Here is a 16,585-nt window from a genome sequence, read left to right as displayed (position 1 = left end):
GGCCGAAGTGGTGGTCGAGGCGCTGACCGGCAGTGGCCCCGAGACCGTCGTCGATGTGGTCACCCTGGGTGCCGGTCTGCTCGGCTGGGGAGACGAGGCGGTGGGCGCGGCGGTCGAGGCCGTTGCCGGGTCCGATCTCGTCGTGGTGGCCAGCCCCACCTTCAAGGCCACCTATTCCGGACTGCTGAAGCTGTTCCTGGACCAGTTCGCCACCGGCGAGGGGCTGCGCGATGTGGTCGCGGTCCCGCTGATGCTGGGGGCCGCGCCCTTCCATGCGATGGCGCCGGAGCTGATGCTCAAGCCGCTGCTGGTCGAGCTGGGCGCGGCGTGCCCGGCGCCGGGGCTGTTCCTGCTGGACAGCACCTACGCCAGCGACGGTCGCATCGCCGACTACGTCGATCGGTGGGGCCCGGTGCTGCGCAGCGCGGCGCCGTCGCGAGTGGCGGGAGCGCAGGCATGACCACGGCACAGGCGGACCAGCGGGCCCTGCGCACGGCCATGGCGCAGTTCCCCAGCGGTGTGGTGGCGTTGTGCGCGGATCCGGCGGGCGAGCGGATCGGTATGGCGGCGAGCTCGTTCGTCTCGGTGTCGCTCGAGCCCGCGCTGGTGGCGGTGTGCATCCAGCAGACCTCGAGCACCTGGCCGCGGCTGCGGGAGGCGGGGACGCTGGGAGTGAGTGTGCTCGCCGAGGCGCACTCGACGGCGGCACGCACGCTGGCCGCCCGGAGCGGGGACAGGTTCGCCGGCGTGCCGACGGTGCGCCGTGACAGCGGCGCGCTGTTGGTGGAAGGTGCCGCCCTGTGGATCGAGTCGCGGATCGTGGAGGAGGTGCCCGCCGGCGACCACACCATCGCGCTGCTGTCGGTCGACTGGCTCGAGCATCCCGGCGATGTCGCGCCGATCGTGTTCCACCGCAGCGCGTTCTGCCGATTGGAGCGCAGCGATGGCTAGCCTGTATCCGCACGACGCGGTGGGGCGCGCGGTGGCGGCGCTCGCGGACGGGCTGCCCGTCCTGGTCGTCGACGACGAGAGCCGGGAGAACGAGGGCGATGTCGTGCTGGCGGCCGCGACCGCGACGCCGGAGTGGACGGCGTGGATGATCCGCAACACCTCGGGCCTGGTGTGCGCGCCGATGCGCGCCGATCGGACCGAGGCGCTGGCGCTGCCGCAGATGGTCGCCGACAACCGCGATCCCAAGCGCACCGCCTACACGGTGACGGTGGACGCCAGGACCGGCGTGAGCACCGGCATCAGCGCCGCCGACCGCACTCGCACACTGCGGGTGCTGGCCGATCCGCGCAGCCACGCCGACGATCTGATCCGGCCGGGGCATGTGTTGCCGTTGCGTGCCGTCGACGGCGGTGTGGTCGAGCGGGCCGGGCACACCGAGGCGGCCGTGGAGCTGTGCGAGCTGGCCGGGCTGCCGCCGGTCGGCGCGATCGCCGAGCTCACCGGCGACGACGGCGCGATGCTGCGCATGCCCGCTGTCGAGGAGCTCGGCGCGCGGATGGATCTTCCGGTGCTTTCGATCGCGGAACTGATCAGGTACCGGCAGATCCATCCGCGGGTGGGTGCGCCGCGTCCGCCGCGGGTGCGCCGCGTCGCGGTCACCGGTATCGACACCCGGCACGGCCGGTTCGACGCGATCGGCTATCGCGACAGCGAGACCGGAGACGAGCACATCGCGCTGATGCGTGGCGGAAGCGGGCCGGTCCCGCTGGTGCGAGTGCATTCGGAATGCCTGACCGGCGAGGCGTTCGGATCGCACCGCTGCGAGTGCGGTCCGCAGCTGGACGCTGCGCTGGCGCGGATCGCGAGCAGCGGCGGGATCGTGGTCTACCTGCGCGGGCACGAAGGACGCGGCATCGGGCTGCTCAAGAAGCTGGCCGCCTACCGGCTGCAGGACGAAGGCCTCGACACCGTGCAGGCCAATGTCGCCCTCGGCGAGCCGGTCGACGCGCGCGAATACGGTGCGGCAGCGGCGATTCTGCAGGATCTGGGCTGCGCGGCGGTCGAACTCATGACGAACAATCCGGCCAAGATCGCCGGACTGGAATCGGCCGGAATACGCGTGCACAGTCGCGTTCCGCATTTCACCGGCGCGATACCGGGCAATGTCCGCTATCTACGGACGAAACGCGAACGCATGGGGCATCTGATACCGGTCGATTGACAGCAGCGACAGCGCAACACAATTCGGCGAGGGCGCGACACCGGACAGGTGTCGCGCCCTCGCCGTCGTTCGTCCCTCGGCGGCTCGCGGCGTTTTGCCGGAGGTGTGCGGCGTAATCACGCCGAATCCGCTGCTGAGGGGCTCACGCAAGACACGTAATCCTTTGCGGCTGCCGCGAAATCAACTTGTGAAAGCCGGGAAACGCACCGGACTCGACCCGCCGGTGAACTGATGGCGAATTCAGCACTAGCGGAGGAGTTGCGCATGTTCCATCTCGGTTGGTTCCTCGGACAGGGATTCGGCATCCAGCCCTGGCGCGGCGTCTTCGACGGCAACGCGGCCACCGACTGGATGAAGCCGCAGCGCTATGTGGAGCTGGCGAGCGCGCTCGAACGCGGCGGCTTCGACTTCGTCTTCATCGAGGACACCGCCATGGTGGAGGACACCTACGGCGGTTCTGCGGCCTGGACCCTCGCCCACGGCGAGATGGCGCCCAAGAACGATCCGCTGCCGCTGGTGCCGTTGATGACGCAGGGCTCGAAGCACATCGGCGTCATCAACACCATGTCGACCATCCAGTACCAGCCCTACACCGCCGCCCGGCTGATGGTGACCCTCGACCACCTCACCGACGGACGCGCCGGCATCAACGTGGTGACCTCGGTGACGCACCGGGTCGCGCAGAACTTCGGCTACGACGAGCACCTGCCGCACGACGAGCGCTACGCGATGGCGGGGGAGTGGATGGAGGTCGTCGGCAAGCTGTGGGACTCCTGGGAGCCCACCGCCGTCGTCAACGACCCGGTGACGCCGATGTACGCCGACGCGTCCAAGGTGCACACCATCGACCACCGCGGCAAGTACTACTCGGTCCGCGGCCCGCTCAACACCATCCCCGGACCGCAGCGCAGGCCGGTGGTCGCGCAGGCGGGCAATTCCGTGCCGGGCCGCGAACTGGCCGCCGAGCACGCCGACACCATGCTGGCGATGGGTCACACGCCCGCGCAGATGAAAGCCTTCCGCGAGGACATGCATCAGCGCCTGCTCGCGCACGGCCGCAAGCCCGGCGACTGCAAGGTGATGTTCCTGGTCTCGCCCATGCTGGGCGAGACCGACGCCGACGCCTGGGAGCGTGAACGCGCCAGGCTCGCCCGCACCACCAGCCCCGAGCACATCGAACAGGTGCTCTGGCAGCTGTCCTACATCAGCGGCGGCACCGTCGATTTCAGCACCTTCGACCTCGACGCCCCCATGCCCGACATCCTCGGCAACGGCGAGCAGAGCTCCATGCGCAAGTACGTCGAGGGCAACGAGGACAAGACCCTGCGCGAGGTCGTGACCGGCGTGCGCCAGATCGGCGACCTGGGTCTGATCGGCTCGCCGGACACCGTCGCGGCGAAGATGGGCGAGATCATGGACGAGGTCGGCGGCGACGGCTTCCTGCTCTATCAGCCCAGCTCGCTCAACCGCCGCACCATCGCCGAGTACACCGATGGTCTCAGCCCCGCCCTGCGCAAGCGCGGGCTCATCCGCGACGGCTACGACAACGTCCCGTTCCGCGACAACCTGCTCGCCTTCTGAGCCGCTGCCCACTTTCTGCTTTCCGGAGGTAACACCATGGCCGCCAATCGTTTCCGACTGGGCTGGTTCGGCAACCTGACCGCGCCGCAATGGCGCGACGGCTGGTCCGACCGCGATGCCCGCAGCTGGAGCGACGGACGCTTCTACGTCGACATGGTCCGAGACATGGAGCGCGCCGGCTTCGACTTCATGATGCTCGAGGACTCCCTCATGGTGCCCGACATCTACGCCGGCACCGCCGAACTCGAACTCAAGCACGCCTTCTACGCACCCAAGCTCGACCCGGTGCCGGTGGTGTCGATGCTGGCCTACGCCACCGAGCACATCGGTATCGTCGCCACCGCGTCGACCACCTTCTACCCGCCCTATCAGCTGGCCCGCGCCTTCGCCACCCTCGACCACGTCACCCGCGGCCGGGTCGGCTGGAACGTGGTCACCTCCAGCGAGGATCGCGCCGCGCAGAACTACGGCATGGACGTGCTGCCCGAGCACGACGCGCGCTACGACATCGCCGAGGAGTTCCTGGAGGTCACCGGGAAGCTGTGGCAGTCGTGGGAGCCCGGCGCCATCGTCATCGATCGCGAGCGCGGCTACTTCGCCGACCACACCAAGGTGCATCCGATCGATCACCGCGGCAAGCACTTCGCGGTGCGCGGCCCGATGAACGTGCCCGCCGGGCCGCAGGGCAAGCCGGTCATCTGCCAGGCCGGCTCCTCGCCGCGCGGGCGGGATTTCGCCGCCGCCAACGCCGACATGCTGCTGTGCATCCCGAACGGTCTCGAGGGCATGAAGGCCTATCGTGACGACATCCGCGCCCGCGCGGAGAAGTTCGGTCGCGATCCCGACGAGATCAAGGTGTTCTTCGTGGTCGCCCCGGTGATCGGTCGCACCGACGCCGAGGCCCAGGCCGAGAACGAGGCGTTCCTGGCCCGCGAGCAGGAGAACTTCGAGCACCAGATGGTGCACTTCGCGGCCACCATGGAGATCGACTTCTCGGTCTTCGACCCGGATCTGCCGATTCCCGACGAGGTCACCACCAACGGCCACCAGGGACAGTTCGCGATCTGGAAGGAAGCCTTCGGCGGCCGCCCGATCCGGGAGGCGGCCTCGAAGATGCGGGTGCAGTCGATGGAACTGGTCGGCTCGCCGGAAACCGTCGCCGATCTCATGGAGGAGGCGATGGACTACGTCGGCGGCGACGGGTTCATGTTCCTGTCGCAGCCGCCGAGCCGCGCCTACACCGCCCGGATCACCGAGGGCCTGTGCCCGGAGCTGGCCCGCCGCGGCCTGATCCGGCAGGGATTCAGCCACCGTACCTTCCGTGAGAACCTCCGTGCGTTCTGAACGGACCTCACGGTTCACCGGCATGACCGCGGCCACGGCGTATGTCGTCGGCATCTGCGGCTCCAACGGGATCGTCCCGCTGCTGCCGCGCTATCAGGACAAGCTCGGGCTTTCGGCGTTCGAGAGCGCGGTCATCTTCGCGATGTACTTCGTCCCGCTGGTGGCGGTGCTGCTGATCGGGGCCCGCACCCCGCTGGCGCGGTACTCGCGGTTCGTGCTCATCGGCGCGATGGGCTGCGCGGTGGCGGCCAATCTGCTGCTGTTGTTCGGCTCGAGCGTCGGCGCCCTGCTGTACCCCGGGCGCTTCCTGGTCGGCCTGTGCAGCGCGCTGGCGACCGGGGCCGGCGCCGCCGTCATGTCGGCCGGCCTCGGGCCACGCGGCAGGCAGTTCGTGTCGGGGGCGTCGATGTTCGGCGCGGGCGTGGGTCTGGCCTTGTCCACCGCCGTCGTCGTCTGGCTGCCCGGCCCGATGACGACGGTCTACCTGCTCAACATTGTGGTCTCGGCGCTGTGTGGGCTCGTGCTCGTGGCGGATCTGCGCAGCGGGCCGCTGCTGCTTCCCGAGGCGCGCGCGAGCACGGCCTCGCTCGCCCCGGCCCGACCGCGGCCCCGGCAACCGATCGCCTACCTGATCGGGGCGCTGGCCTGGGCGATCGGCGCGCTGGCGACGGGCGTGTTCCCCGCCGCCGTGCTGCGGCAGGGGGTCACCGACTCCCTGCCGGTGGCGCTGGCGCTGTGCGGGTCGGCGCTGTTCGCCGCCGCCGCGGCCACCGTGCCGCGCGAAGGCGTCAGCCGCTGGATCCGCACGATCCCCGCCGCGGCCGTCGCCATGGCCGCCGGAATGCTGTGCGCCGCAATCGGTGTGGCGGCCGGAAGCGTGGTCCTGCTGCTGGTCGGCTCGACCTTCTCCGGGCTGGTCCAGGTCGCGGCGGTGCGGATCGGCCAGGCCCGGGTGACCGCCGGGCTGGGGCCGGTGGATCACGGCCGGGTGGTCTCGGGCTACACGGCGCTCGCCTATCTGGGGGCATGGGTCTTCGTCGTGCTCGGCGGCGCCGCTGTCGCACTCTTCGGAGTATCCGGCGGCGTGCTGACGATCGCGGCGATATTCGCCGCCTGCTGCCTGGCAGTGGGAGCGGCGGCACACATTTCGCGAACCCGGTTCGGCGTTGTTGCCGATCGGGAACTGGAAATTCGCAGCTCAGACTGCAATTCGACAGCGGAATGCACCCGCGTAATGGAGTTGCTACCCGCGCGAAGCGGTGACGACACGGTCGGCCGTTTGGCTGATCGAAACAGCGAAGGAGAATGGCAATGTTCCGACTGGGATGGTTTCTCGGCAACGGCTTCGGAATGCAGCCCTGGTACGGCAATTGGACCGGCCGCGCGGTAACCGAATGGACTCAGCCGAGCATGTACGTGGATCTCACCACCTCGCTCGAGCGGGCCGGGTTCGATCTGCTGTTCATCGAGGACACCTCGATGGTGGAGGACACCTACGGCGACTCGATGGAGACCACGCTGAAGTACGGTCTCATGGCGCCGAAGAACGACCCGATCCCGCTGGTGCCCCTGCTCGCCCAGGCCACCGAGCACATCGGCATCGTGGCGACCATGTCCACCATCCAGTACCCGCCCTACCTGGCGGCGCGCTCGATGGTGACCCTGGACCACCTCACCAAGGGGCGCGTCGGCATCAACGTGGTCACCTCCGTCTCGCACCGGGTGGCCCAGAACTTCGGGCTGGACAAGCACTTCGACCACGCCGAGCGCTACGCGATGGCCGACGAGTGGATGGACGTCGTCAGTCAGCTCTGGGACTCCTGGGAACCCGACGCCCTGGTGCACGACCAGGACACCCCGCGCTACGCCGACCACACCAAGGTCCATCCGATCGACTTCGAGGGCAAGTACTTCAAGTGCCGCGGCCCGCTCAACACCATCCCCGGACCGCAGCGTCGTCCGGTCGTCGCGCAGGCAGGCAACTCGCATCCGGGTCGTGACCTGGCGGCTCGCCACGCCGACACCATGCTGGCGCTGGCCAAGACCCCGGAGCAGATGAAGGCGCTGCGCCAGGACATGGACCGCAGGCTGATCGCGCACGGCCGCAAGCCGCAGGACCTGAAGATCCTGTTCATGGCCACGCCCTACCTCGGCGACACCGACGCCGAGGCGAAGGACCGCTTCGACCGCTTCGACAAGGCCAAGTCCGACCCGGACAACATCGAGAAGCGGTTGTGGTACCTGTCCTACGTCAGCGGCGGCGTCGTCGACTACCGCAAGTACGACCTGGACGGACCGGTGCCACAGGAGATCGGCAACGGCGAGACCACCACGGCCAAGGCCTGGCTGGAGGGTTCGGAGAACATCACCCTGCGCGACCTGGCCACCGGACCGGCCAACTACGGCATGGAATTCGTCGGCAGCCCCGACACCATGGCCGCCCAGATGGGCGAGGTCATGGAAGAGGCAGGCGGCGACGGCTTCCTGATGTACCCGGACGTGACCCGCCGCTCGATCATGGAGGTCTGCGACGGCCTGGCTCCGGCCCTGCGCAAACGCGGCCTGATCCGCGACGGCTTCGCGCACCGCACCTTCCGCGAGAACCTCATGGACTTCTGACCTCGAATCGATCAGCGCACACCTGTTTTCGGGCTCCGGCCCGAGCAATGCCGGAACGGTCAGCGTGGACCGTCACCGGTGGGCGACCACCACTCACGCACCGAGCGCGCACCGCCCATGGCCTCGTTATCCATCACCGCGACAAGGAGCGGACCGACCATGGCCTCCACCACCGTTTCCAGCACCCCCGCCAGATCAGTACCCGCCACATCAGCACCCGTCAGCGCCGCGCCCGAGACCGCCCCGCTGCTGACGGTGCGTGATCTCACCATCCGCTATCGCACGCCCCACGGCCTGTTCACCGCCGTGGACTCCTTCTCGCTGACCATGCGGCCGGGCACCAAGGTGGCCGTCGTCGGCGAGTCCGGATCCGGAAAGACCAACGCCTGCATGGCCGTCGCCGGATTCCTCGCTCCCGACGCGATCATCGACGCCGGCGCGTTGAACTTCGACGGACAGGATCTCACCACCCGGCGGCGCAGCGCCGTGCCGCAGCGTATCGACGGCGTGGCCGTCGTCTTCCAGGACGCGATGACCTCACTGGACCCGGTGTGGACGATCGGTCAACAGCTCACCGCCGTCATCCGCAACACCGAACGCGCTGCGGGCGGCCGCAAGCCCAGCCGGGCCGCGGCCCGCGCCGCCGCGGCCGCATGGCTGACCAAGGTGGGGCTCACCGACACCGACCGGGTGATGGCCGCCCGTCCCTACGAACTGTCCGGGGGCATGCGTCAGCGCGTCATGATCGCCATCGCGCTGAGCGGATCACCGCGCCTGCTCATCGCCGACGAGCCCACCAGCGCGCTCGACGCCACCCTCTCCCGCGAGCTCATGCAGTTGATGGTGGCGCTCAGCGAGGACGTCGGCGCCGGTCTGCTGATGGTCTCCCACGACATCGCCCTGTGCCAGGAGTTCACCGACTGGACCGTGGTGATGAACAAGGGCCGCATCGTGGAGGAGGGGCCATCGGGCCGGCTCGCCGAGACCGCCACCCATCCCTACACCCGGGGCCTGATCGCGTGCATCCCCACCCTGGAGCACGCGTCCGCGTCGCGGCTGCCCACCATGGCCTCGGTCGCCACCGAACCCCTCGCGCCGAGCATGTCGGGGGCGGCGTGATGAAAGTGGACGAAGCCGCGCGGCGCAACACCACGGTGCAGTTCTGCGCCGCGCAGAAGATCTTCCACGGCCGCGGCGGGAGCACCCACACCGCCGTGGACACCCTGGACCTGACCATCACCCCCGAACATCGCATCGGAATCGTCGGCGAATCCGGTTCCGGCAAGTCCACTCTGGTGCGGATGATGGTCGGCCTCGAGCATCCGACGCACGGCACGGTGGAATACAACGGCCGGTCCATCGCCGCACTCGGCCGCCCGGACATGCGGGCCTTCCGCCGCGACGTGCAGCTGGTCGCCCAGGACACCTCCTCCTCGTTCGACCCGCGCCGCACCCTGCGCGACGCGATCCGGCGGCCGGTGCTCGAGCTGCTCGGCAAGAGCGCTCGTGCCGCCGACGTCCTCGTCGACGAGACGGTGGCCGCACTGGAACTGGACCCGGCCCTCGCCGACCGCTATCCGCACCAGGTCTCCGGTGGACAGCGGCAGCGGTTCTCCATCGCCCGTGCCCTGGTGGTCGGGCCCGCGCTCATCATCTGCGACGAGGCGGTCTCCGCGCTCGACGTGTCCGTGCAGGGCGCGGTGCTCAACCTGTTGAAAGCACACTGCGAGAACAACGGCGCCGGATTGGTTTTCGTCTCGCACGGCCTGCCCGCCACCGCGTTCATCGCCGAGGAGCTGATCGTCATGTACCGCGGTGTGGTCGTGGAACGCGGCGCCACCGCCGACGTGCTGCACCGATCCAAGCATCCCTACACCCGCGCGCTGGTCGACGCCTACCGGACCACCGCCCAGCGCACCGAACGCCGCGCGGAGGTGGTCGCATGATCGGCGAATTGTGGCGCACCCAGGGCTGGTGGGTCAGACGGCTGGCGATGCTGCCGGTGCACCTGCTCCTGTTCGCCATCGTCGTGTTCTTCGTCGTGCGCCTGATCCCGGGCGATCCGATCGCCACCATCTCCGGCGGCCAGCCGATGACACCGGACCAGGTGGCGCAGGCACGCGCCTCCCTCGGGCTCGACGGCAGTCTCCTCGAACAGCTCGGTCGCTACCTCGGCAATGTGGCGACCCTGGACTTCGGCAACTCGATCGTCGACAGCACCCCGGTCCTCGACGAGATGGGCCGCCGCCTGCCCGAAACCCTCGAGCTGGCAGTGCTGGCCATGCTGATCTCCACGGCGCTGACCCTGGCGCTCGGCATGTTCGTGGTGGCGCGGCCGCGCAATGTCGTCTCCCGGGAGATCGCCGCCTACGCCAGGGCGGCCGGCGCCATCCCGGACTTCTGTCTCGGGGTGGCCGGGGTGTTCGTGTTCTATTCGCTGCTGCACTGGGCGCCCGCGCCGATCGGCCGCTACAGCGTGGTCCTGAACCCGCCCACCCATGTCACCGGCATGCCGTTGCTCGACGCGGTGCTGTCCGAGGACACCATCGTGCTGCGCTCGATGGTCTCGCACCTGTGGCTGCCGGTGGCGGTGCTGGTGATCGCCTACGCGCCGATGCTGCTGAAGTTGTTCGTCCGTTCCGCCCAGCAGGCCGCCGACGCGCAGGCGACGAAGTTCCGCATCGCCGCGGGCGCCTCGCGGCCCATGGTGATGCTGAGCATCGGCCGCAGGTCGCTTCCGCCGACCGTCGCGATGTTCGGCACCATCTTCGGCTTCATGCTCGGCGGCGCGGTGATCATCGAGCGGTTGTTCGCACTGCCCGGCATGGGGGAGTACGCGGTGCAGGCGGTGGGCCGCGCCGACTTCATCGCCCTGCAGGGCTTCCTGCTGACCGTCGCCGCGGTCTCCCTGCTGGTGTTCTTCGTCGTCGACGTGGTGAACATGATGCTCGACCCGCGGCGGCGACCCGGCGTCCGAGTGGAAGGAGCCTGAGATGAGTGTCGTCCCCGAGCCCACGCCGGCCGACGGAGCGGGCGCGCCGGTGCTCGTATCCGACGAGAAGTCCACGGGCGCAAAGGAAGTCGCCGTCCCCGCGACAGCCATGTGGCGGCGCGCCGGCGGACTGATCGTGCCGGTCCTCGGCGTGCTGGTGGTCGCCGTCGCGGTGGCAGGGCCCGCCCTGGTTCCCTTCAGTCCGATCGACGTGGTCGCGAAACCGGATCTGCCGCCCGGCGGGGAGCACCTGTTCGGCACCGATTCCGCGGGCATGGACGTCTTCTCCCGCACCGTCGCCGCCACCACCAACAACCTGCTGATCGGGCTGTTCACCACGGTGCTCGCCACCGTCGTGGGCATCCTGCTCGGTCTGGTGGTGGGTATGAAGGAGTCCTCACGCGGTCCGCTGGGCTGGATCAGCCGCGCGCTGGCCCGAGCCGTCGACCTGGTGCAGGCGGTGCCCGCCATCGTGATCGGCCTGGTGCTGATCGCCTTCTTCGGCGCCTCGGTGCTCTCGCTGTCACTGGCCCTGACGGTGGTGCTGACCCCGAACCAGGCCCGGCTGGTGCGCACCGAGGTGCTGCGGGTGCGTGGCGAGGCCTACCTCGACGCGGCCAGGATCTCCGGGGAACCGGAGTACGCGGTGATCGTGCGGCATGTGCTGCCGAACGCCTCCTGGCCCGCGCTGGAGAACGCCTCGCTGGTGTTCGCCTCGGCGATCGTGCTCACCGCGGGTCTGGGTTTCCTCGGCGTCGGCTTGAATCCGCCGACGCCGGAATGGGGTTCGATGATCGCCTCCGGCTCCGCCGCCGCGGTGGCGGGACGCTGGTGGGCGGCGCTGTTCCCCGCGCTGGCGCTGGCCGCGACCGTGGTGGTGGTCACCGCCGTCGGCCAGCGGCTGTTCAATCGCGGCCCCGCCCGCTAGTTCCGCCGGCCCTTTCGCGTCCGGTTCCTTCATCCTCCCCGAGGAGATACGGAGTACCTCATGTCCGACATTCGTCGTGGCGTCCGGCGCCGTGTGCCGGTGGCGCTGGCGGGGGCGCTGGCCGTCCTCGTCGCCGCCACCGGGTGCGCCGAGCCCGCCAACCGGCCCGGCGGCGCGGGTGAGCCCGGCAGCGTGCTGACCGTCGTCGCCCCCGACACCGGCATCGTGTGGGCGGTGGACAACGGTTTCGGCGGCTACGAGCAGGCCAACAACCTGCACGCCGGACTGCTGCGCAAGCCCTACGTCGACAGCCCGCAGGGCCGCGGCGTGCAACAGCAGGACGTCTACACCTACGAGCCCTACCTGGCCAGCGGCTACACCGTCAGCCCCGACGGGCGCACCTACACCTTCACGCTGAAGGAGGCGATCAGCGCGGCGGGCAATGTGCTCTCCGCCGACGACGTGATCTGGTCGTTCGAGCGCAAGTTCGCCTCGCCGCGCTCGGTCTCGCCCGGCGTCATGGATCCGTCCATCACCGATCCGGCCGAGCAGATCACCAAGATCGACGACCGCACCGTGGCCTTCACCCTGCCCAATGCCGGACTCGGCGTGACCTTCCTGGCGCTCATGGCCGACCTGGCCGGCCACATCTTCGATTCCACCTTGCTCAAAGCCCACGCCACGCCGGACGACCCGTACGCGGTGGCATGGTCGGCGGAGAACCCCAACCACGGGTTCGGCCCCTATCGGGTCACGTCCTACCAGCCGGGCACCTCCGCCGTATTGACCGCCCGCGACGACTTCTTCGGCACCCCGCCGCCGGTGAAGACCATCAATGTCCGCATCGTCGCCGATGCGGGCACCCGCGCCAACGCGGTCCGCAACGGCGACGCCGACCTGGCCGAGGGCCTGACGCCGGCCGACCTCGGGTCGCTGGCCGACGACCCCGCCGTCACCGTGCCGCGGGTGGGCAACCCGAACACCTTCATCATGATGCCGCTGGTCACCAACAAGGCCCCGTTCGACAACACGCTCGTGCGCCAGGCGATGGCCTATGCCACGCCCTACGAGCAGATCATCGAGAACGTCTACCGCGGCCTGGCCAAACGCGACAACCCCGGCTTCCTGCTCAACGACGCACCCGGCTACACCGACGCCGGATTCCCCGGCTACCGCTACGACCCGGACAAGTCACGAGAACTGCTGGCACAGGCCGGATTCCCCGACGGGGTGGCATTCACCCTGGCGGTGAGCGCGGCCGAACCGGACGTCCTCGACGCCGCCAAGCAGATCCAGACCGCCGCCCGCGCGGCCGGTTTCGACATCACCATCGATGAGATGCCCGCCGCCCAGTTCGCCGCCCAGCGCAGCAACCACACCTCGCAGGCGTTCATCCTGCGCGACTACGCGATCACACTGACCCCGCCGTACGAGTTGCTCGTCTATACCGCCAAGGATTCGACGAACAACTTCGCCGACTGGGAGTACCAGCCGTTCTACGACGCGCTCGCCGCGGGCAACGCGTTGCCCGACGCGCTGTCCGACGAGGCCGGCCTGGCCTGGAACGCCACCGAACGCATCTACCTCGAGCAGTCGCCGATCGTGTTCATCGCCCAGGTACAGCCCAATGTGGCCGTGGGTTCCGACGTCCGCGGCTACGCCTGGCGTTCGGACAACTGGGTCGACTACTCCAACATGGGTTTCGGCGCACCGTCGAGCTGAGCGTCCGCGCAGAAGACGACTGTGCCCGGCCGCCGTATGACGGCCGGGCACAGTCCTTCTCGGAATTCGGCGGATCGGGTTCAGCTGGACCGGAACGACACCATGTCCGCGCGGTAGTGCGCGTAGGCGAATTCGTGGATCGTGCCGTCCTCGTCGGCGAGCACCTGGTCGCGCACCAGCAGGATCGAGCCCGGCTCGATCCCGAGCCTGCGCGCGGTGGCGGCGTCGGCGACCACCGCGTCGATCCAGGTGTCCATCCGGCCGAACTTCTTGCCGTACTGCTGCTCGAAGATCGGCGCGATGTGGTCCATTGCCAGGGTGTGCGGCATCAGGATGACATTCGGATTCACCTGGAAGGCGACCAGCGTCCCGATCGGTGTGCCGTCGCGTCTGATCAGGTAGTCCAGCAATCGGATCCGGTCACCGCTGTCGGGCATGCGCGCCTTGATCAGGCTGTGCGCCGGGATCAGCTGCACGTCCTGCAGGAGGTACTCGAGCTGATCGGTCTCCGGGTCGCCGACGACATCCTGCACCGGAAGCTGTACCGGCATGCTGTGCACCACGGTGCCCACCTTGCGCTTGCGCGTCACCAACCCTTCGTCGGAGAGCATCTGCAGCGCGGTGCGCACCGAGGCCCGGGTGGAGTCGAGCCGCTCGACGAGCGCCTCCTCGTTCAATTGCTCGCCCTCGGGCAACATCCCGCTCTTGATGGACGAACGCAGCAACTGGTGGACGACCCGCGCCGAGCGTTGGCGGGAGCGCGCCGAACCTCCGACGGCGCGCGGGTGACGGGCGGGGCCACCGTGATCGGACAGGGGGGCGGCCATGGGCGACTCCTCGGACGGCGGTGATCTCGTGCGGACCCCGGGCCGTCGCGCGGCTGCGTGCACCGGTCCCGCCGGACGCGCGACTCGGCCGAGGTCGCGGCATCGGGACACTGGAGCGTACGATTCGAAATGCTAGGCCCGGTTGTCATTTCCGGCGCGCCGAAAGTACTCTCTGTGATCCATTTCTCGACTCGCCCCCGTCGGCTCGACTTGGAGTGCGCTCGAACTTCTAGCCTGTGGTGATGCGATTCGCTTTCAAGACCTCACCGCAGGACACCACGTGGGCCGACATGCTGGCCGTCTGGCGGGCCGCCGACGAGATCGACATCTTCGAGTCGGGTTGGACTTTCGACCACTTCTACCCGATCTTCTCCGACTCCACCGGGCCGTGCCTGGAGGGCTGGACCACGCTCACCGCGCTGGCGCAGGCGACGACGCGCCTGCGGCTGGGCACGATGGTGACCGGCGTGCACTACCGGCATCCCGCGGTGCTGGCCAATATGGCCGCCGCCTTGGACATCATCTCCGGCGGCCGGCTGGAACTGGGTATCGGTGCGGGCTGGAACGAGGAGGAGTCCGGCGCCTACGGCATCGAGCTGGGCACCATCACCGAACGCATGGATCGCTTCGACGAGGCATGCCAGGTGCTGATCGGTTTGCTGAGCCAGGAGACAACCGATTTCGACGGCAAGTACTACCGCCTGACCGGCGCCCGCAACGAACCCAAGGGCCCGCAGCGCCCGCATCCGCCGATCTGCATCGGCGGCAACGGCGAGAAGCGCACGCTGCGCAGCGCCGCCCGTTACGCCCAGCACTGGAACTTCGTCAACGGGACACCAGAGGAGTTCGCCCGCAAGCGTGAGGTGCTGGCGGCGCACTGCGCGGACATCGGCCGCGACCCGAAGGAGATCCTGCTCTCGGCGCAGACCCGGCTCGACCTGTCGCCCGGCTACTCCGCGATCATCGATTGGGCCGCCGCACTGGGCGCCGAAGGCATGGAACTCGCGATCATCTATCTGCCGACACCCCACGATCCAGCCGTGCTGGAACCGTTGGCGGAGGCCATCCGGGATTCCGGGCTCGCGTCGTGACCCACTGCCTGCCGCCCGAGGAGCTCTCGTCCTCATGAACTACCTCCGCGCCTTCGCTCCCTGGATCGTGTACGCGGTTGTCCCGGCGGACTATTGGCAGTGGGCGGCGCTCGCCGCCGCGCTGATCGCGCTGGGCGAGATCGTCTTGCGGCTGCGCGCGCGGTATGCCGTCGAGGGGCTGATCATCGACATCGGCTCACTGGTGTACTTCACCGCGTTGTGCGGGCTCGCATTCACCCATCCGGATACTCCGCTGCACGCCTACACGCCCTCCCTCGCCAACGGGGCACTGGCCGTGATCGCGATAGCATCGCTGGCGCTGCGCGCGCCGTTCACTCTCGGCATCGCCAAACAGTCCACGCCTCCGGAATTCTGGGACCAGCCGCTGTTCATCCGCACCGGCTATCTGCTCACCGGCGTCTGGACGGCGAGCTTCGTCCTCGGCTGCCTGACGCTGGCACTGGTCGCTCACGCGGGCCCCGTGACGCTCACCGCCGTGCACGCGCTCGTCTTCGGCGCGCCGGCCGCCTTCACCGTGTGGTACGTGGCGCGAATCCGCTCACGAGCAGCGAGCCTGCTCGCCGCGCGGGAAGGCGTCGATCAGGCGATATGACGCGACATTCGTCCCGGCGAGCCGTGATCGTGCGGGACGGGTCGCCCGGATCGGTTGCCGCGCAACGCGTCGTCCCAATGTGAGCCAAGACACTTGCCGAAGGTGATTGGTTCGTCTCGTTTCGGGTATCAGCAAATGCCTCGTCCCCGGATCGTCTCCGATCCGGGGACGTAGAGTGCCTGGGCAGCAGTCCGGTAAACACTCGCCGGCCGGACGCCGTGCGCTTGCCCGGTGTCCCACTCGGTCCGAGCCCCTCCGGTCCGAGCCGATCACGATACGAGGACGGTCATGACGGAAACAGCGGCGGCAGCCGTGCGCACCGGATCGGAACACACCGGGGCTACCGGCCAAGTCGAACTGCACCAGCTCCTGGCCGGACTCACGGCGGTGCGCGACGGCGATTTCGGGACTCGGCTGCCGACCGACGCCGACGGGCTGCTCGGCGAGATCGCCACCGTCTTCAACGGCATGGTCGATCAGTTGTCGCTGTTCACCTCCGAGGTGACCCGCGTCGCCCGTGAGGTCGGCACCGAAGGCCAGCTCGGCGGGCAGGCCGAGGTGCCCGAAGTGTCCGGCACCTGGAAGGACCTCACCGATTCGGTGAACGCGATGGCGGGCAACCTGACCAGCCAGGTCCGCGACATCGCCCAGGTCGCCACCGCGGTGGCCAGCGGCGACCTGTCCGCAGAAGATCA

Annotated in this window: 16 protein-coding genes; 15 read left to right on the top strand and 1 reads right to left on the bottom strand. The window is 69.0% G+C overall.

Features of this window, described 5'->3' with window-relative positions; genetic code table 11:
* The 12 genes from ON26_RS27685 to ON26_RS27630 form a co-directional block, all read left to right on the top strand.
* Nucleotides 1-460: NADPH-dependent FMN reductase (locus tag ON26_RS27685; protein WP_040800672.1), on the top strand; the 460-nt coding region annotated here is incomplete at its 5' end.
* Nucleotides 457-951, top strand: a complete 495-nt coding sequence (locus tag ON26_RS27680; RefSeq protein WP_040800657.1) for a flavin reductase family protein — start codon at nt 457-459, stop codon at nt 949-951. The genes ON26_RS27685 and ON26_RS27680, both read left to right, overlap by 4 nt.
* The gene (ribB, locus tag ON26_RS27675; protein WP_051027740.1) at nt 944-2,173 is read left to right on the top strand and encodes a 3,4-dihydroxy-2-butanone-4-phosphate synthase; all 1,230 of its coding nucleotides are present in this window, start codon (nt 944-946) and stop codon (nt 2,171-2,173) included. The genes ON26_RS27680 and ribB overlap by 8 nt, the downstream gene beginning before the upstream one ends.
* Before the next feature lie 264 nt (nt 2,174-2,437).
* On the top strand, nt 2,438-3,754 hold the full coding sequence (locus ON26_RS27670) for an NtaA/DmoA family FMN-dependent monooxygenase (protein WP_040800655.1): 1,317 nt from the start codon (nt 2,438-2,440) through the stop codon (nt 3,752-3,754).
* A 36-nt stretch (nt 3,755-3,790) separates the two neighbouring features.
* Nucleotides 3,791-5,098, top strand: a complete 1,308-nt coding sequence (locus ON26_RS27665) for an NtaA/DmoA family FMN-dependent monooxygenase (RefSeq protein WP_040800653.1) — start codon at nt 3,791-3,793, stop codon at nt 5,096-5,098.
* 22 nt (nt 5,099-5,120) lie between these two features.
* Nucleotides 5,121-6,488, top strand: coding sequence for an MFS transporter (locus ON26_RS27660; RefSeq protein ID WP_040800651.1), 1,368 nt, complete (start codon nt 5,121-5,123; stop codon nt 6,486-6,488).
* Nucleotides 6,410-7,717, top strand: coding sequence for an NtaA/DmoA family FMN-dependent monooxygenase (locus ON26_RS27655; protein WP_040800649.1), 1,308 nt, complete (start codon nt 6,410-6,412; stop codon nt 7,715-7,717). Before ON26_RS27660 ends, ON26_RS27655 begins: the two co-directional genes overlap by 79 nt.
* A gap of 159 nt (nt 7,718-7,876) precedes the next feature.
* Nucleotides 7,877-8,836, top strand: coding sequence for an ABC transporter ATP-binding protein (locus ON26_RS27650; protein WP_051027739.1), 960 nt, complete (start codon nt 7,877-7,879; stop codon nt 8,834-8,836).
* Nucleotides 8,836-9,663: an ABC transporter ATP-binding protein gene (locus ON26_RS27645; protein ID WP_083884404.1), complete on the top strand. Its 828-nt coding sequence runs from the start codon at nt 8,836-8,838 to the stop codon at nt 9,661-9,663. Before ON26_RS27650 ends, ON26_RS27645 begins: the two co-directional genes overlap by 1 nt.
* Entirely contained in the window at nt 9,660-10,709 is a 1,050-nt protein-coding gene (locus tag ON26_RS27640; RefSeq protein WP_040800647.1) for an ABC transporter permease, read from the top strand. The genes ON26_RS27645 and ON26_RS27640 overlap by 4 nt, the downstream gene beginning before the upstream one ends.
* A 1-nt stretch (nt 10,710) precedes the next feature.
* A complete protein-coding gene (locus ON26_RS27635; RefSeq protein ID WP_083884403.1) occupies nt 10,711-11,637 on the top strand; it encodes an ABC transporter permease in 927 nt (308 codons plus the stop codon).
* Between the two features lie 60 nt (nt 11,638-11,697).
* A complete protein-coding gene (locus ON26_RS27630) occupies nt 11,698-13,359 on the top strand; it encodes an ABC transporter substrate-binding protein (protein WP_083884402.1) in 1,662 nt (553 codons plus the stop codon).
* Nucleotides 13,360-13,439: 80 nt separating this feature from the next.
* Here the strand turns inward: ON26_RS27630 and ON26_RS27625 are convergent, their stop codons facing one another.
* Entirely contained in the window at nt 13,440-14,186 is a 747-nt protein-coding gene (locus ON26_RS27625) for a GntR family transcriptional regulator (protein ID WP_040800645.1), read from the bottom strand.
* A gap of 242 nt (nt 14,187-14,428) precedes the next feature.
* Between ON26_RS27625 and ON26_RS27620 the strand changes: the two genes are divergently transcribed.
* From ON26_RS27620 to ON26_RS27610, 3 genes are all read left to right on the top strand, one after another.
* Entirely contained in the window at nt 14,429-15,277 is an 849-nt protein-coding gene (locus tag ON26_RS27620) for an LLM class F420-dependent oxidoreductase (RefSeq protein WP_040800659.1), read from the top strand.
* A gap of 34 nt (nt 15,278-15,311) precedes the next feature.
* On the top strand, nt 15,312-15,890 hold the full coding sequence (locus ON26_RS27615) for a hypothetical protein (RefSeq protein ID WP_040800643.1): 579 nt from the start codon (nt 15,312-15,314) through the stop codon (nt 15,888-15,890).
* A gap of 288 nt (nt 15,891-16,178) precedes the next feature.
* Nucleotides 16,179-16,585, top strand: a 407-nt coding sequence (locus tag ON26_RS27610) for a HAMP domain-containing protein (protein WP_040800641.1), incomplete at its 3' end; no start/stop codon positions are given.

The organism is Nocardia higoensis NBRC 100133 (assembly GCF_000308595.1).
In the GTDB taxonomy this organism is placed as follows: domain Bacteria; phylum Actinomycetota; class Actinomycetes; order Mycobacteriales; family Mycobacteriaceae; genus Nocardia; species Nocardia higoensis.
This window is presented reverse-complemented; position numbering and strand designations above follow the sequence as displayed.

Excerpts from the sequence above, each read along its gene's own strand:
- ON26_RS27645 (WP_083884404.1), top strand. The coding sequence starts at position 8,836 with ATGAAAGTGGACGAAGCCGCGCGGCGCAACACCACGGTGCAGTTCTGC.
- ribB (WP_051027740.1), top strand. The coding sequence starts at position 944 with ATGGCTAGCCTGTATCCGCACGACGCGGTGGGGCGCGCGGTGGCGGCG.
- ON26_RS27660 (WP_040800651.1), top strand. The coding sequence starts at position 5,121 with ATGACCGCGGCCACGGCGTATGTCGTCGGCATCTGCGGCTCCAACGGG.
- ON26_RS27620 (WP_040800659.1), top strand. The coding sequence starts at position 14,429 with ATGCGATTCGCTTTCAAGACCTCACCGCAGGACACCACGTGGGCCGAC.
- ON26_RS27630 (WP_083884402.1), top strand. The coding sequence starts at position 11,698 with ATGTCCGACATTCGTCGTGGCGTCCGGCGCCGTGTGCCGGTGGCGCTG.
- ON26_RS27615 (WP_040800643.1), top strand. The coding sequence starts at position 15,312 with ATGAACTACCTCCGCGCCTTCGCTCCCTGGATCGTGTACGCGGTTGTC.
- ON26_RS27680 (WP_040800657.1), top strand. The coding sequence starts at position 457 with ATGACCACGGCACAGGCGGACCAGCGGGCCCTGCGCACGGCCATGGCG.
- ON26_RS27655 (WP_040800649.1), top strand. The coding sequence starts at position 6,410 with ATGTTCCGACTGGGATGGTTTCTCGGCAACGGCTTCGGAATGCAGCCC.
- ON26_RS27665 (WP_040800653.1), top strand. The coding sequence starts at position 3,791 with ATGGCCGCCAATCGTTTCCGACTGGGCTGGTTCGGCAACCTGACCGCG.
- ON26_RS27635 (WP_083884403.1), top strand. The coding sequence starts at position 10,711 with ATGAGTGTCGTCCCCGAGCCCACGCCGGCCGACGGAGCGGGCGCGCCG.
- ON26_RS27625 (WP_040800645.1), bottom strand. The coding sequence starts at position 14,186 with ATGGCCGCCCCCCTGTCCGATCACGGTGGCCCCGCCCGTCACCCGCGC.
- ON26_RS27670 (WP_040800655.1), top strand. The coding sequence starts at position 2,438 with ATGTTCCATCTCGGTTGGTTCCTCGGACAGGGATTCGGCATCCAGCCC.
- ON26_RS27650 (WP_051027739.1), top strand. The coding sequence starts at position 7,877 with ATGGCCTCCACCACCGTTTCCAGCACCCCCGCCAGATCAGTACCCGCC.
- ON26_RS27640 (WP_040800647.1), top strand. The coding sequence starts at position 9,660 with ATGATCGGCGAATTGTGGCGCACCCAGGGCTGGTGGGTCAGACGGCTG.